This window comes from Sodalis ligni (genome assembly GCF_016865525.2).
GTDB classification, from domain to species: Bacteria; Pseudomonadota; Gammaproteobacteria; order Enterobacterales; family Enterobacteriaceae; genus Acerihabitans; species Acerihabitans ligni.
Window position 1 is genome coordinate 3,656,999 of the sequence record NZ_CP075169.1, and the last position, 15,422, is coordinate 3,672,420.

Here is a 15,422-nt window from a genome sequence, read left to right on the forward strand (position 1 = left end):
TACTCTGCACGCCTCGCTTTTGGACTGCCCCTAGGATTAGATACAACCCTCAGTTAGTGATGTCGGTTCTTGACCCGAACCCCGAATTAGCGCCGCCTTTCTTAGATATTACGACTTTTTTTGACCTTTCATTTTGCTCTGATGCAACGATTTTTCAGGCTTTTACCCCTGCGACATCGCTATGCAGTGCGCTACATAAGAGTGTTTGGCAGGATACTTTTCAGATTACCGGATGGATCGTATACGCACAGTTGTGAGTCTGTCAGTTGGGAACTTCGATAAATCACCAAATTGGTTCCGCCTGGCCGGGCTTGGGAAGGAAAAAGTATGCCATCCAGACCAGCTGCGACCACGTCGTCGGCCATATACCAACTGGGAGGTTCGACACCGTTGCCAAACCGTTCTGTGCGCCAGTCGACGGCAAAGTCGGCCCACAGGTCGCCCCAGTGCTTAGGGTCGAATCCTGCACTCAAATCGGCTACCCGCAGATCTTTGGCGAAAAAAGTACAAATTGTGCCAGGCTGCAGCCAGGGATTATCCTGTTTGTATTCGGCCAATGCCGTGACCTCGTCAGCCGACAGGTATAGCGCTTCCTGCCGAGGACGATTGAAGCGTCCACCCTGCCTCGCTGCACCCATGCCGGAAAGGGGCGTAGAGGCAAAGGCCGGTACAATAATCCGATAGAACGCCGGGAACCGCCCGCCGTCAAGAATAACGTCAATCATCCAGCTGCACCGCCGGCGAGAGACTCCAGGTAGGCGATAACGTCATCGGCCCGACCATCTCTGAGCAGAGCATCAGCGGTTTTGTAGCCGAACGCGCGCAGGGGTTCGTTGCGGATAAGGAAAACGGCTTGCTGCGCATCGCCCGTCATCTCAGTGGCCACGGCCAGAACCCGCACCAGATCCACCAGATACTGCTGCAATTGCTGTGCTTGAGGCCGTGAGGAAGGTGTGTTGCGATGCACATGCGCACGCTCAGCCAGTTCCTGAATTCGGAAGCCAAAAAAATCCCCTACCCTGGCGGGTGAGAGGTAGGCGGTGTTGGGCTCGCGAAACTGAACGCTCAACGGGTTCGGAAGTGATGCGCTCATAGCCACTCCTTTCAATGCAATCAACGTGCACTTATTATGCACTAATATTGCAAATATTCCAGTGCCACTGTAGAAACAACTCACAAACGCGCAGTTTACGCTTATCACTTGGATGGTAAATGATGACAATTGAAACATACTTGGATGCGATATAAATCACAATTTTGTATCGTTTCCATTTTGGGTCACAATTTGGGTCAAATACATATATATTCAATTTAAAATATATATATTTCAATCATATAAATCTGACTTCGAGTCCAGTCAGAGGAACCAATTTCTGTTCTGTGGATGCCTGCTGAAATCCATGGAAGCTTCAAAATCAATAGATTAGATTCTAATACGGTGACACTCAGTTCCGTATTGTTCTATTGACTGCCACATCATTTGGGGGGCTTTATTGGGGGCCTTGACCGGTTCGATTTTCACAAAGTCCCAAATGTCACTCACCCATACCACCCTCCGTTATGCCAAGCTCCGATCAACGGTCTATACGTTGAGTGATACTCAGGGCCTCTACCTCCTCGTCAAACCCAATGGTTCAAAACTCTGGCATCTTAAATATCGCTACGCGGGCAAAAAAAAGAAACTGGCATTTGGAGCCTACCCTGCAGTTTCGTTGGTTCAGGCCCGGCAACAGCTTGACAGTGCCAGTAGGCTACTCAGTCAAGATACCGATCATTTTAAATTTAACCCTGACTCTAGCACCAAAATTCGCTGAATCACGCCACGGCAGGAGGTAGCACCCATCCTTGGCGCTGCGGCGACGCCCAGTGTTTATTTCTCGTTACTGTTCTGCGCCCATGGCGCGGAAGGTGAGTGTGAGGACTCTATTCGCCTGTGCTTCGCCATCATCGGTGGGTGGAATGCGCCATAGGCAAGACAGAAGGACCAATATGTCAGCCGCGTTGTTTCCTGGCAAAATCTCGCCAGAGGCTTCGCAAGCTAACATCAGCTTTTGAACTGCGTCAAGCATCGGCAGGTAGGCGTCCTGGGAATCTTTGTCTGAAAGCGTCGCGTGAAGCGACGCCGCGATCGCATGTTTAACCCTCCCTAGTTTAGCGAGCCGGTCGCACCACAGACGAAACGCCATGAGTGGTCTATGTTTGGCCAGCAACGCCGGTGCGAGTTGGACTTGAGCGTCAATCTCGTTTTTATACACACCCAGTACCAGGGCTTCCCGGCTCGAGAAGTGGCGATAAAGCGTGCCCGGGCCAACGCCTGCCATCTTGGCGATGGAGTTCATAGAGACCTCTGGATCGGTAGTCAGCATGTCCCGCGCCACTTCAAGAATGCGATCACGATTGACACGCGCGTCAGAACGTAGTTTTTCGTTCACCTTTAACTTTCCTCTTGACTAAACGGAGACATCTCCGCTAAAAACGGAGAGCACTCTCATTTTCAACGAAAGGCACACAATCATGCAATACAAAAAACTCGGCAATTCTGGTTTGGACGTATCCCCCATCTGCATCGGCTGTATGGGTTTCGGCCACCCGGCACAGGGGCATCCAGCATGGTCCCTCTGCGAAGACGCAAGCCGCGTCCTGATACGGCATGCTGTCGAAGCAGGCATCAATTTTTTCGACACTGCCAATATGTATTCGGCAGGATCAAGCGAGGAGTTCCTGGGCAGGGCCCTAAAGGATTTCGCTAACCGTGACGCGATGGTCATCGCCACCAAGCTGTCCGCGCCCACGCGTAATGGTCCCAATGCTCTCGGCTTGTCACGTAAGGCGATCATGACTGAGGTGGATCACAGCCTGCGCCGGCTAGGGACAGATTACATAGATTTGTATCAAATTCATCGTCGCGACCAACTGACGCCTTGGGAAGAAACACTTGAGGCGCTGCATGACTTGGTGAAGATGGGCAAGGTGCGGTACATCGGGGCCTCTTCGATGATGGGCTGGGAGTTCAGTAAGGCGCTGCATTTGCAGGAAAAAAACGGTTGGGCGCGTTTCATCTCCATGCAGGACAATTACAACTTGCTCGCTCGGGAGGAAGAGCGAGAAATGCTGCCGCTTTGCGCTGATCAAGGCGTGCAAACCATGGTCTACAGCCCGCTTGCGCGCGGCCGTCTTGCCCGCCCATGGGGCCAAACCACCGAGCGGTCAAAAACCGAACCGGCGGGCGCCGAGCAAAACTCGATCACAGCGGCAAGCGATCAGAAAATCGTAGAAGTAGTCGGCGCTATCGCGGCGGAACGCGGAGTAAACCAGGCACAGATAGCGCTTGCATGGCTCCGCCGCAATCGCGTAGTCGCCGCACCGATTGTAGGGGCGCTCCAAACCAAGCATATTGATGACGCGATAGCGGCGCTCTCCATCACTTTGACTGAAGATGAGGCGAAGAGGCTGGAAAATCCTTACACCCCTCGTGTGGACCACCAAGGAATCTCTGTACCGGCCCAATTGCGCCGTGCTGCGGAAGCGGCCACAGGGTTTAGCGCTGACGCTTGAATTTACAAAGACGTTGCACTTCGCCATCAGCTTGTGGCGTCATTCAAATACCGGGCTATATGATTAATCAGCTGTCGGTGCCGGATGATTTAGCGTCACCGCCAGGGGAACGACAAAGCTGGTCTTCAGGTAGTGGATGAACCGCTCAAGTTCGCGTGCCGTACCCGCGGCAACACGGTGTAACCTTCGATGTCCAGTTGCGCGGAAATGCCAACCCAATCCAATCGTTCAATATTCGTGTAGCGTGCGGTCATTTGAAGATTCTCTTCAGCTCTTGGCTTCGCGGCGCAGCAGTTTGCGCTTGCGATCCACGCCCCAGCGATAGCCGGCAAGATCGCCATTGCGCCGAACGACGCGGTGGCAGGGAATAGCCACGGCCAGGTGGTTCGCGCCGCAGGCCTGCGCGACGGCGCGCACCGCTTTGGGCGACCCGATGCGCTCGGCAATCTCCGTGTAGCTCACGGTTGTGCCCGGGGGGATATCACGCAGTGCCAGCCAAACACGCTCCTGGAAGGCCGTGCCCTGCACATCCAGCGGAAGATTCAGGCCGATTTCCGGCGCTTCGATGAAGCCTACAACCTGGGCCACCAATTGCTCGAACTCACCGTCACAACCAATGAGCTGCGCCTTGGGAAACTGGTCCTGTAGACCGCGTAGGAGAGCATCCGGGTCATCGTCCAACAGAATGGCGCAAATACCGATCTGACTCTGCGCGACCAGAATGGCGCCCAGTGAACATTGCCCCACCGCGAAACGGATGACCGCTCCTACACCGCCCGCCCGGTAGTCCCGGGCGCGCATGCCCAATAGTTGATCGGATGTTTCATAGAAGCGGCTGTTGGAATTGAAGCCGGCATCATAGATGGCGCTCGTGATAGAGGCTTTTGGGACGCTCAACTCCTCGCGCAGTTTGCGGGCGCGGTAGGCCGAGCAATAGGCCTTGGGCGTCAGGCCCGTTTCAGCTTTGAACAAACGATGAAAATGAAACGGACTCAACTCGACCTCGGCGGCCAGGACGTCGAGTTGGGGCGGCGTCTCCGACGTTTCGATTAGCCGGCAGGCGCGCGCTACCCGCGCGGCGCGCTCGGACGCGGCACTGGTCTGGTCGCCGTGCGCGCGGCGGCTCGATCGATAGCCCGCCGCTTCAGCCGCCTCGACCGAATCGAAGAACTCCACATTCTTGCGCTTCGGTAGCCGCGCCGTGGAACTGGGATGGCAGTACACGCCAGTGGTACGCACGGCATAAATGAAGTGTCCGTCGGCGGCTGCATCCCGCGTTCGGACTGCTTCCCAGCGAGCATCGTCCGTGTCGTAAGGAGTCGTCGTTTTCAGGGCGGTAGTCCGGAATTCGTTAATCACTGCGCCAGTATAGGCGGGATTTCATTCGAAAGACCTCTGTTTCTGGCGAATGAATTTCATCGGCTGGATAGTCGCCACAAATACCAGGCAACCACTGTGCGCCAAGGGCGCCAAGCCTCGTCCAGACTGGATAAAAACTTGATGGCCCGCCGGTACGCACGTTGCGATAGGTCTGCGGCAATGGTTCCCGTCAAGGTCAAAATCCCGGCAGCATGGTGGTATGCGGCTCTTCGGACTCAGGCGCCATTGCCCGCTCATGTTCGAGCAGCCAGCGCTTGCGATGTAAGCCCCATGCATAGCCCTTGAGATCGCCATTACCGGCGATAACTCGATGGCACGGTACGATGATGGCAATGGGGTTGGCGCCATTGGCCGCCCCCACGTCGATGGCGGCCCGCGGGTCGTCAAAGCCCAGTCCCTTGGCCAGCCTGCCGTAGGTTGTGGTTGTCGCCGTCGGGATACGACGCAATGCGGCCCAGACCCGACGTTGCAACTCTGTACCATTGGTCTTTGTCCTCAGCACGTCCAGTGCCTCCAGTTCCCCCGCGAAATAGCGATCAAGAGCCCAGACTATCTCGGTGGGTGCCGGAATCTCCATCAACTCAACGTCGCCATAGTGTTCACGCAAGCCGCGATGCAGGCGAGCCTTGTAGTCTTCGAAATCGAGTGCGCGCACGATTTGCTGCGCATCAATGACGAGCAGCATCGACCCCAACGGCGACGCCACATGACTCAGTAACATTTTCATGATGTATTCCTTATTGGATGAATCGAAAGTAAAAAACTCCGTTGTTTACGGTCGAATTCCGAAAATCATCCCGCCTTGCGAAACGTGAAATTGATGCGTTGGCTTCCTAGCAACGAATGATCTTTGTCCTTAAGCGGCATCACGCCATGATAGCGCAGCCGATCGACGCCGCCCCACACCATTACGTCACCGTGCGACAAAGACACTTTGATTGTTGGGTCGAAGCGCTCATGACCACCAAAAATAAACCTGGCGCTCATGCCCAGTGAAACCCAAACGATGGGTGCCGCGTAATCTGTTCGTTCTTGTCCTGGTGTAACGAGAGACGCGTCCCTGTTTCCTTGTTCGTCTCACTTGGCATCGTGGAAGATAAGGCCCACGGTGTGGCGCTTGCCGCTGCAAATGCGGCTTACGCCGTGCCGCATGGCCACCCTGCGCACGCCTCGCAAACCCATGGCAGGCCGTTGATTGACCGCAAATACCACCGCGTCACCTTGGCGCAGCGCGACCACATCAGCTCGTTGGCCCTTGGTTGAAAGCTCCGTCATGACGAACTCGCCACCGGCGAAATCCCTGTCGGGCTCCGACAACAGAATAGCCACCTGCAACGGAAAGGCATGCTCACCGTAGAGATCCTGGTGAAGACAGTTGGAGTCGCCTTCACCGTATTCGAGGATCAGCGGTGTGGGCCTGGTTTGTCCAGCTTTGTGGCATCGCTGCAGAAATGCGTCCAGCTCATCCGGGTACTGCGTGTCGATGCCCAATTGTAGATTCCAGCGATTGGCAATCGGCGAAAGCCGCGGATACAACACATGGCGAAGCCGGTCGAGCAGCGGTGGCAACGGGTACGAGAAGTACTGGTATTCGCCGCGCCCGAACCCGTGGCGATCCATAACGATTCGTGCGCGGTAACCCTCATCCTGGGCATAGCGCGAAGCAAGTACATCGCACTGCTTCGCTGTCAGCAATCCGGGCAGTATGGCATTTCCGTGGGTATCGAGCGAACGCTCCATACCCGCCCAGTCGTATGTCGCCGCGGGCTGCATGGCGCTGCTTTGACTCGCCGCGGCCTTCATACAGCTGACTCCTCGGCCGATTCTTCGGCCAACAGCGCACGTTTGCGCTCAATACCCCAGCGATAGCCGGAGATTGAACCATCGCTGCGTACTACGCGATGGCAGGGAATGGCGATGGCCAATACATTGGCTGCGTACGCGCCCGCTACGGCCCGAACGGCTTCCGGCGCGCCGAGATTTCGCGCCACCTCGCTGTAGCTGCGCGTCTGCCCTGTGGGTATACTGCACAGTACCCGCCAAACCTTCTGCTCGAACGCGGTCCCGCCGATGTCGAGGTTGATCACGCCCTCGGTCACGTCCTGGTCGATAAAGGCGACGATCTGATTGACTTCGTGCTGAAGCAACGGTTGTTCAGCTTGCAGTTCGATTGTCGGGAACGCCTCGCCGAGTTGGTCACGTAGCGCTTGCGGATCTTCGCCAAGAAAGATCGAGCAAATACCGCGATGGCTCCGGCCAATGAGAACGCTGCCCAGCACCGTCTGACCGGCGGCGAAGCGAATAGGACCTTCCACCGGGCTGCCTGGAGCACGGAAATTGTATTTGAATGTCGAAAAGGAACGAGTTTTCATGGCGCGTCACTCACTTTGTTAAAGAGAGCGATCAGTTTAGAATTCCACGCCTTCTTTGAAACTCCGCTCCTTGCGGTTAAATTTTTTATTGTAAAGATGCCACTTACCCGTCGGTAAATAATCGGGTATTTCTGACTAAAGAGTAGTCAGTAACGTTGACAGGTCCCCAGTCCTAATGGGGTTCCTACCTATACTGCATAGCGCGCATTAACATTTGTGCAGCCTCCATCCACGAATTAAACTTTATATTAAGAACCGTTTTGGGGAAAAACGAACATGACTTTGCACACGTTTTATCACGCCTATATAGACTGCCTAAATAAGCAGGATTGGGGTGCGCTTTCGCAATACGTCGCCGAGGATGTCCATCACAATGGCCGACCGCTAAAGTTAGCGGGTTATCGTGCGATGCTGGTAAAAGACTTCCAGGACATCCCTGATCTTCACTTTGTCATCGATCACTTAATATGCGAGCCGCCTTTTATTGCCGCGAGGCTGGCGTTTAACTGCTCGCCCAAAGGCGATTTTTTAGGGTTGAATATCGATGGCCGGCGCGTTTCATTCGCGGAAAATGTATTCTATGAGGTGAGGAGCTACCGGATCGTTGAAGTCTGGTCAATTATCGATAAGCACGCGATCGAACTGCAAATCATGACCTGAGTGACTATTGCAGTATTTTTCCAGCGTTTATATGACTCACAAAATCAGTATTTATGCGACAGGCAAGACGTTATGATTCCCATAGAGGTTTAGCCAGATATCCCGCGCGGGAATAAGCACCCTCAAAGCCGCCAAACTTCGCCACGCAATTTTGAACTGCGAACTCCACCTGTTTTGCAGCCGTGGCATCGCACACCATAAATTGCCGAGCCTGAATCTGGATGGCTTAAAGACCGGATTGCTCTCCCACCTCGGCGTCCACGCGGACCCGGAGCACGCCGGCACATAACCGCCCGGTACAATCCCGGACACCGTCAGTCTCAGTCAAACGCCCGTGCAATCCCGAGCGTATGCGCATACACCGCTCCCCCTTCAGGATTACCGCAATGGCATAACCCTCATCCCTTAAAGGCTCTCCGGCGCACTATCCTGGCTGAAGAACTCGCGGTAGATACTCTGGCGCAGCGCCGTGAAATGTGCGCCGGCGCGGTCTCTGGGCCGCGGTAAATCCACTGAAACAATGCGCTTGATGGTCCCCGGCCGCGGCGACATGATGACAATGCGGTCGGCCAGGAAAAGGGCTTCGTCGATATCGTGGGTCACCAGGATCATGGTGGTGCGCTGCGTCTGCCAGATCCGCAACAGCTCCTGCTGCATGCGGATCCTGGTTAGCGCGTCCAGCGCGCCGAACGGCTCGTCCAGCAACAGCAGTTGCGGACGGCTCGCCAGCGCGCGGGCGATGGCCACCCGCTGCGCCATCCCCCCCGAGAGCTGATGGGGATAGCTTTGCTCGAAGCCCGGCAGTCCGACGAGGTCAATATAGTGCGCAACCAGCGCGCTGCGTTCATTCGCGGGCAGATCGCGGATGCCGAACTCCACATTCTTCGCCACCGTTAGCCAAGGCAGCAGCCGATGCTCCTGGAACACCAGTCCGCGGTCTCGCCCCGGTCCGGCAATGGGGTTCTCCCCCAGCGTCACTCTACCGCGGTATCCGCGCTCCAGTCCGGCAATGATGCGCAGCAAGGTGGTCTTGCCGCATCCGCTGCCCCCCACCACGCAGGTGAACTCTCCCGGCGTAATGTGCAGGTTGATGTCATCCAATGCCAGCAATTCTCCCTCGTCCGGACCGAACGCCCCAAACTTCTTGGTCACCCCCCGGATTTCCAGGGGCAGGCTCTGGATGTCAAACGCACCGTTACCTACATTGCCCATGCTATTCTCCACGCCGATGCTCATCACCGGGTTTTGTAACTCAGCAGCCTGCGCCCGGCCATTTCCAGCAGGAAATCCGATATTTTCCCCAGTATGGCAAACAGAATCACGCTGGCCAGAATCACCGACGCGCGTCCGGTCATCTGCCCGTCGATCATCAAAAAGCCAAGTCCGCGGCTGGCACCCATCATTTCGGCCGCCACCACAAACATCCATGCCAGCCCCAACCCGCTGCGCAGCCCGACGATGTATTCCGGCAGCACCGCCGGCAAAATCACCCGCCGGATCATCTGCAACCCGCTCAGCCGGTAAATTTTGCCGACCTCCAACAGCTTCGGGTCCACCTGGCTCATTCCGCTGGAAAGATTCAGATAGACCGGAAAAAATGCGCCCAGGGAGATAAGCCCGATCTTCGATGATTCATCGATGCCGAGCCACAGCAAAAACAGCGGCACCCACGCCATGGAGGGGATGTTGCGTAACGATTGCAGCAACGGATCCAGCAACCGGCGGGCCGGCGCGACGTATCCTGTAAGCCCCCCCAGCAGCGTGCCCACCGCCGCCCCCAGCAGAAAGCCGGTGATAATGCGCCATAGCGTAATCGCCGTATGCCGCCACAGATCCCCGCTCAGGCCCAGGTCCAAAATAGTTTGCCCAACCACCGTAGGCGCCGGCAAGGTATTCGGCGGCAGCACGCCCGCACGGGCCAGCGCCTCCCACAGCACCAGTCCGGCGGCCGGGACAATCAGGCCGACGAATTGATTACCGCGGGGCTGTTTTTTCCGGCGGACCGGATGCGTTGTCTGTTCGCGTAATGCCGGAAGCCGCGTCACGGCCTGGTTTTGCTCTACGGTACTCATAGGGTTTCCTATTTGGCTGCGATGACTTGATGAACATACTGCGGATCGATAAGATCGTTAACCGTGGCATTCACATCGGTTGAACCGCTGATAACGCCGCTCTTCTTCAGTACGTCTCCGCTGGCGGCAATCACTTTCTTTTGCTCATCCCCCAGCGTCGAACTGCCCAGGTCTGTCCGTTCCAGCACTTTAGCGGCAATCGCATCGCTGATTTTCGCGTCCCGCACGAACAGCGCGCGAAACTCCGCCGGATTTTGTATCGCCCATAACCGCGCCTTCTCATAGGCCGCCAATACCCGGGCGACATAGGCCGGATACTCCTTGGCAAACGCCTCGCGCACGTTCAGCACGCCATAGCTGTTGAGCGCCACGTCGCGATGGAACAGCCTGGATCCATTCTCCACTTCCGCTTGCGCCATCAGCGGATCGAGTCCCGCCCATGCGTCCACGTCGCCGCGTTCCAGTGCGTTCTTGCCATCGGGGTGCTGCAACGGCACCAGTTCGATATCCTTTTCCGTCAGGCCGACCTGGTCGAGGGAGCGCAGCAGGAACACATAAGGATCGGTACCGCGCGTGACGGCCACTTTTTTGCCCTTCAAGTCTTCCACCTTGGTAATCGGGCTGTCCTTGCGCACCACCAGCGCCGTCCACTCCGGGCGCGAATAGACATAAATGGTTTTGATGGGGTTGCCGTTTGATTTCCCAATAAAGGCCGCCACGCCGGCGGTGGATCCGAAATCAACGCTCTTGCTGTTCAGCAGTTCCAGACTTTTGTTGCTTCCCTGGCTCAGTGTCCACTCCACGGAAATACCGTCTTTAGCGAGTGAGTCCTCCAGGAAATGCTTGTCTTTCAGCACCAAGCTCACCGGGTTGTAATAGGCGTAATCCAGCTTGATAACTTGCGGCTTTGTTTCGGCTTCCTTTTTGCAAGCGGTAAGCGAACTCAAACCCATAGTCATAAGAATCGCTACCATAACGGCTCGTGAACGTACCTTCACTGTGTTCTCCCTTAAATCGTCAATGAAAATACCCGTCATACTTCACGTTGCAGATAGGGGGGCTTTCCTGCAACTCGCCAAATTGAGGGGATAAATTCGAGTGTATGGTCATATCTCGTTTTCAACGCACGTTAACCGGGCTCAACGAGAGCTGCATTCCATTTTTAACGCCTGTTATCAGAGTCGTTGGATATCTGGAAGAATCAGTATTTCCGGTCGCCCCCTGAGCCATGCTCGCGCATATGAACCAAATGCTTGTAATCCGGGTGGGACGGATCTTTTTCGATCGCCGCCCGCTCTTTCTGATACAGGCGAATGCTCAGGCTGCCATAAAGCTTGCGGTCTTCTCCCACCGGGCACACCTTGGCGCACACGCCGCAAGGCCAACGATTCTCCGACTGCAATACCTGGTGAAACTGCGTGCATTTAATAGCGTCCAGCTCGCAAATCCGCGAGCCCGGCCGCTCGCTCATTGCCTGCGCAGGACAAAGCTGGGAGCAGACCGTGCAGCCTTTCTTGCACAGCTCGCCTTCCACCAGCGCATCGCCTTTCACTTCCACCGAGGTCAGCACCGAGACATAACGGGCCCGCGGCCCGTACTTCGGATTCAGCAGATTGTGGCTATAACCAATGGTGCCCAGGCCCGCATATTTACCCGCGTAGACCTGGCTAAAGCAGGCCGGCATCTTTTTCAATAAAATATCCAGGCTGCCATAGCCATCGCGCGGCATAAAAATGGAGGCGTGGCCCAGATTATTCAGGTATACGGCCAGCCGGTAGCCCATCTGGTCCAGCAGGGTGTTCGTCGTGTCGTACAATACTGTATGGTTGATGGATGGCGTGCTTTCCACAATCGGCAGCAGCATGGGAACACCCAGCACGATAACGGTTTGGGTTTTGCTCCAGATAGCTTGCGGCCAATACTGCGGTTGCAGTTCATTCGCCTCGCTCCAGCGTGAGACCGGTGCAAACCCCACCAGCTCCGCGCCAAGCTTTTTGGCTTCGCGTATAATCTTTCTTTTCAAACCCACTTCGTCCATACCCGGAAATACCCCTTTGTTTTTTTACCTCTATTACCGGCCACAAACGGGCGTACTATTCCCCAGAAATTTATTCTGACAAATTTATCCATCGTTAAACGCTGCGGTAATAACTATCGGCCCAAAAACCGCCATTGCTTGAATAATTAGTACTGCCTAATTTATAAAGCGATAGCGATTATGGGCAACGATTTTTTTAGGCTATGCTTTGCCGGAAAATACCTTATACTGCCTACCCATGCACCGTCATGGGGAAAATCGCCAAGAAATGAATAACGCCCGTAAATTAAAATGCAGTGAAACACTATTATGTGGAAATAATGACTTATCGGTGATACATAATGTATTTTTTTGCTACTACGGTGTTAGAAAAATATATCCTTAGCGAAAAATAAAATAAGTTTTCCTTCCGGCGGTACGGCGATGGGGATATTGCGCTACTCATCTCCCCGGCCCGACGCACCTTCTGGCATTTGGTCGTCCTGGAGTGATGCCGGCGGCTAAGCCGGTACGGGTTTATCCGGTCCGTTGCCGATTTGCCAGATAAAGGTCGGCTCATGCCCGTTAATCAGATAGTCCCCCACGATACGCGCTTTATAGATCACCGGATTATGGGATGACAGGGTGCGCGCATTGCGCCAATGCCTGTCCAGCGCCTTTGCCGCCCGCGTATCCGACGCACCCAGCGCGTTAAACAGCTCGCCGGCGGCACGCTGCACCCACTGCGTGGCGATAACCTGGGCCTTGTCGGCATCGACTTCCGCCAGGATATTGGCCTGGCGCTCTTGCTGCCCGTCGCCGCTGAAATGAGCCTCATAAGCCTGCTGCAAGGAGTCGGCGGCGCGCAATACGGTGGCCTCCACCGCAAAGGCCCAGGCGCCTATTTGCCCGACCACCTGCTGAATCTGCGCATCATCGCGGGCAAAATCCGCGTTGCCGTGGCTGTAGATGCGCCGGCGGCTGCGTACGCCCTGCGCCACATCGCGCTGTACGGCCCGGCCGATACCCGCCAGCGTCGCCAGCAGCACATGTTGATAAAACGCGGTTTGGTAGCGAAAGCGGTCGGCAAAATCATAAACATGTTCCGGCGCCACCTGCGCATGATGAAAACGGGTGGTGCCGCTGCCGGTGGTACGCTGGCCGAAGCCATCCCAATCATCTTCCCGCAGCACCCCCGCCTGGTGGGTGCCCACCAGGGCAATCACACTGCCTCCGGTGTCCGAACGCTGCGCGAATACGTCAATCCAGTCGGCAAACAGCGCGCCGGTGCTGTAGAACTTCTCCCCGTCCAGCCGCCAGCCTTGTTCAGACGGCGTGACCTTGGTCTTCACTTCACCGAGTTTTACCTCGCCGATCTCCGTCCAGCCGCTGCCGACGATATCTCCGTCGATAAAACGGCGAAACCACTGTTCGCGTTCAGGGGAATCAGGTGCGTTCAGCCGGTCTTCCACAAAGGCTATATGCGCCCGCAATGCCTGCGGCAGATTGGAATCCGCCTCCGCCAGCTCAATCAATAACTGAAACAGCTGTGGCAGTGAGGCCCCGTAACCGCCCTGTTCTTTAGGGATGCGCAGCGTGCCGAACCCCGCCTCCTTCAGCCAGCGAATCGGTTCCGTGGGCAACGAACGCGTGCTTTCGCGGTCGATAGCGCCCGCGGCGATTTTGCTGAAGATCGGTCTGAACCGCGCGGCAAGCTGTGCGTAATCCGTTCCCTTGGAAATCAAATGCTTATCTGTCATGGTGCCTCCGTAACCTCGTCGTGGTCGTCAATGTCCTGACGGGTGGGCTCATGGCGCACCGCCAGCAGGAAAATAATCGGCAAAATGGCGCACAGGGACACAACCCAGAACATATCGGTGCCGAGACCGGCCTTGAGGATGGGCAGGATAAACAGCGCCAACGCGCTGCCGATACCGGAAAGCGAGCGGCTAAAACCGACGCCGGTGGCGCGTATTGAGGTGGGATAAGAGAGCGCCGGATAGATCATCAGCTGCGCGCCGGGGCCGAAGCCTTCGGCAAACAGCCATAGCCCGAGCATCAATATCGCAAAAACGATGCCGACCGTTGCCTGCGGATGACCAATCAGGGCCAATGCAATCAGCGCGATGAACTGCAGGGCAAAACCGGCGATCGCCACATGGCGCGACGGGTATTTCCAGGCCAAACGCATACCGAGCAGACCGCCGGTAAAGGCAAACAGCGCGTTGAGTCCCAGGGACGCCGAAATGGTTTCGAATACCCCGGCCCCAAGGAACTGCGCCAGGATAGACGGCAGGAAGAAGGCAATCGCGGTGTATTCAAAAGAAATGCAGACATTCATCACTCCGGCAACGATGGTCCGTTCACGATAGGGCTTTTCAAACAGTATCCGAAAGCTGACCCTGGCCGGTTTTATCGCCTTGTGCGCCGGCGTTTCCACCGCCACCTCATGGGCCTGAATACCATAAGAATCCCGCAGGATGCGTACCGCGCCCGTCAAGTCGCCCTGATTGGCGGCCCACAGCGGTGATTCATTCATAAACTTGCGGCGCACGGCGATAATCAACAGCGCCGGCACCGCGCCAAACAATAACGACGCGCGCCATAGCCAATCGATATGCTCTTTCGGCAGCAGGAAATAGAAGCCGAAAATGATAAAAAAGCACACCGATGAGGCGGCGTACCACATTGGGCACCAGGCGGCAAGCCGGGCCGCTTTATTGCCCTTGCCGGCGAATTTCGAAAATTCGGCCATGTAGGCCATGGCCACCGGCAAATCAATGCCGACACCGATCCCCATCAGGAAACGCGCGCCGATTAATACCCAGACGTTCGGCGCCAGTCCCGCGGCAATGGCCGAGACTACGAAAAACAGCATATCGGCCATGAAAATCGAATAGCGGCCATACCGGTCGGTAAGCCAACCGCCCACCAGATTGCCGATGATGGTGCCGATCATAATGGATGAGGTGACCAGCCCGGTCAGGGCCGGCGTCAGGCTGAAATCCCTCACCACATCATCTATACCGTAAGAAAGGGTGGTAAGATCGTAGGCATCGAGAAATACCCCGCCCAGCGCCAGAAATACAATCATACGCGCATAGCTGCTATTATCGCTGCGGGTATTAATCAGCCGTGCCACATCGCTGACCGAGCCTACCGGCGACGATGGAAACGCCGCTTCGGGGGAAAGATCATCTATATTTATCGCACTCATAATATCCTCACTATATTGCTAATAGACACCCGTTATAAAAAAATATTTTTATTAAAACAAATGATGAAAAAACATTATTAAATACGCAAACTACATTTGGGTAAAAATAAAAGCCGTCACGTATTTTAAAAACGACGGTAATATTACCG

18 protein-coding genes are annotated in these 15,422 nt (G+C 55.7%); 3 read left to right on the top strand and 15 right to left on the bottom strand.

Going from position 1 to position 15,422, the window contains the following annotated elements; genetic code table 11:
* Positions 1–191: 191 nt before the first annotated feature.
* On the bottom strand, positions 192–725 hold the full coding sequence (locus tag GTU79_RS17035; protein ID WP_203523185.1) for an RES family NAD+ phosphorylase: 534 nt from the start codon (positions 723–725) through the stop codon (positions 192–194).
* A complete protein-coding gene (locus GTU79_RS17040; RefSeq protein WP_203523186.1) occupies positions 722–1,093 on the bottom strand; it encodes an antitoxin Xre/MbcA/ParS toxin-binding domain-containing protein in 372 nt (123 codons plus the stop codon). Before GTU79_RS17040 ends, GTU79_RS17035 begins: the two co-directional genes overlap by 4 nt.
* A 439-nt stretch (positions 1,094–1,532) precedes the next feature.
* Here GTU79_RS17040 and GTU79_RS17045 point away from each other — a divergent pair, with 439 nt between their 5' ends.
* Complete coding sequence (locus GTU79_RS17045) at positions 1,533–1,814, top strand: Arm DNA-binding domain-containing protein (protein WP_203523187.1); 282 nt, start codon at positions 1,533–1,535, stop codon at positions 1,812–1,814.
* 66 nt (positions 1,815–1,880) lie between these two features.
* On the opposite strand, the gene GTU79_RS17050 is transcribed toward GTU79_RS17045, so the two are convergent.
* On the bottom strand, positions 1,881–2,432 hold the full coding sequence (locus tag GTU79_RS17050) for a TetR/AcrR family transcriptional regulator (protein WP_203523188.1): 552 nt from the start codon (positions 2,430–2,432) through the stop codon (positions 1,881–1,883).
* Positions 2,433–2,514: 82 nt separating this feature from the next.
* Here GTU79_RS17050 and GTU79_RS17055 point away from each other — a divergent pair, with 82 nt between their 5' ends.
* The gene (locus GTU79_RS17055; RefSeq protein WP_203523189.1) at positions 2,515–3,555 is read left to right on the top strand and encodes an aldo/keto reductase; all 1,041 of its coding nucleotides are present in this window, start codon (positions 2,515–2,517) and stop codon (positions 3,553–3,555) included.
* Between the two features lie 267 nt (positions 3,556–3,822).
* Here GTU79_RS17055 and ada read toward each other — a convergent pair whose 3' ends face one another.
* From ada to GTU79_RS17080, 5 genes are all read right to left on the bottom strand, one after another.
* Positions 3,823–4,914 (bottom strand): bifunctional DNA-binding transcriptional regulator/O6-methylguanine-DNA methyltransferase Ada, encoded by a 1,092-nt coding sequence (ada, locus tag GTU79_RS17060; protein WP_253073330.1) that lies wholly within the window; start codon positions 4,912–4,914, stop codon positions 3,823–3,825.
* 196 nt (positions 4,915–5,110) lie between these two features.
* A complete protein-coding gene (locus GTU79_RS17065; RefSeq protein ID WP_203523191.1) occupies positions 5,111–5,662 on the bottom strand; it encodes a methylated-DNA--[protein]-cysteine S-methyltransferase in 552 nt (183 codons plus the stop codon).
* 65 nt (positions 5,663–5,727) lie between these two features.
* Positions 5,728–5,922, bottom strand: coding sequence for an alpha-ketoglutarate-dependent dioxygenase AlkB (locus GTU79_RS17070; protein WP_253073331.1), 195 nt, complete (start codon positions 5,920–5,922; stop codon positions 5,728–5,730).
* A gap of 90 nt (positions 5,923–6,012) precedes the next feature.
* Positions 6,013–6,738, bottom strand: a complete 726-nt coding sequence (locus GTU79_RS17075; protein WP_253073332.1) for a 2OG-Fe(II) oxygenase — start codon at positions 6,736–6,738, stop codon at positions 6,013–6,015.
* A complete protein-coding gene (locus GTU79_RS17080) occupies positions 6,735–7,307 on the bottom strand; it encodes a methylated-DNA--[protein]-cysteine S-methyltransferase (RefSeq protein WP_203523192.1) in 573 nt (190 codons plus the stop codon). The genes GTU79_RS17075 and GTU79_RS17080 overlap by 4 nt, the downstream gene beginning before the upstream one ends.
* Before the next feature lie 276 nt (positions 7,308–7,583).
* On the opposite strand from GTU79_RS17080, the gene GTU79_RS17085 reads away from it, so the two are divergent.
* Positions 7,584–7,967: an ester cyclase gene (locus tag GTU79_RS17085; RefSeq protein ID WP_203523193.1), complete on the top strand. Its 384-nt coding sequence runs from the start codon at positions 7,584–7,586 to the stop codon at positions 7,965–7,967.
* A 226-nt stretch (positions 7,968–8,193) separates the two neighbouring features.
* On the opposite strand, the gene GTU79_RS31020 is transcribed toward GTU79_RS17085, so the two are convergent.
* The 7 genes from GTU79_RS31020 to GTU79_RS17115 all read right to left on the bottom strand — a co-directional run bounded on the left by GTU79_RS31020 (position 8,194) and on the right by GTU79_RS17115 (position 15,273).
* Positions 8,194–8,325 (bottom strand): hypothetical protein, encoded by a 132-nt coding sequence (locus tag GTU79_RS31020; protein ID WP_275956901.1) that lies wholly within the window; start codon positions 8,323–8,325, stop codon positions 8,194–8,196.
* A gap of 47 nt (positions 8,326–8,372) precedes the next feature.
* Positions 8,373–9,179 carry an ABC transporter ATP-binding protein gene (locus GTU79_RS17090; protein WP_203523194.1) on the bottom strand — a complete coding sequence of 269 codons (807 nt, stop codon included), beginning with the start codon at positions 9,177–9,179 and terminating at the stop codon, positions 8,373–8,375.
* A gap of 23 nt (positions 9,180–9,202) precedes the next feature.
* Positions 9,203–10,039 (bottom strand): ABC transporter permease, encoded by an 837-nt coding sequence (locus GTU79_RS17095; protein ID WP_203523195.1) that lies wholly within the window; start codon positions 10,037–10,039, stop codon positions 9,203–9,205.
* An 8-nt stretch (positions 10,040–10,047) separates the two neighbouring features.
* Positions 10,048–10,998, bottom strand: a complete 951-nt coding sequence (locus GTU79_RS17100) for an aliphatic sulfonate ABC transporter substrate-binding protein (RefSeq protein ID WP_214513182.1) — start codon at positions 10,996–10,998, stop codon at positions 10,048–10,050.
* Positions 10,999–11,240: 242 nt separating this feature from the next.
* The gene (locus tag GTU79_RS17105; RefSeq protein ID WP_203523197.1) at positions 11,241–12,077 is read right to left on the bottom strand and encodes an epoxyqueuosine reductase; all 837 of its coding nucleotides are present in this window, start codon (positions 12,075–12,077) and stop codon (positions 11,241–11,243) included.
* A gap of 500 nt (positions 12,078–12,577) precedes the next feature.
* Entirely contained in the window at positions 12,578–13,816 is a 1,239-nt protein-coding gene (locus tag GTU79_RS17110) for an acyl-CoA dehydrogenase family protein (RefSeq protein WP_203523198.1), read from the bottom strand.
* Positions 13,813–15,273, bottom strand: a complete 1,461-nt coding sequence (locus tag GTU79_RS17115; protein WP_203523199.1) for an MFS transporter — start codon at positions 15,271–15,273, stop codon at positions 13,813–13,815. The genes GTU79_RS17110 and GTU79_RS17115 overlap by 4 nt, the downstream gene beginning before the upstream one ends.
* Positions 15,274–15,422 lie beyond the last annotated feature (149 nt).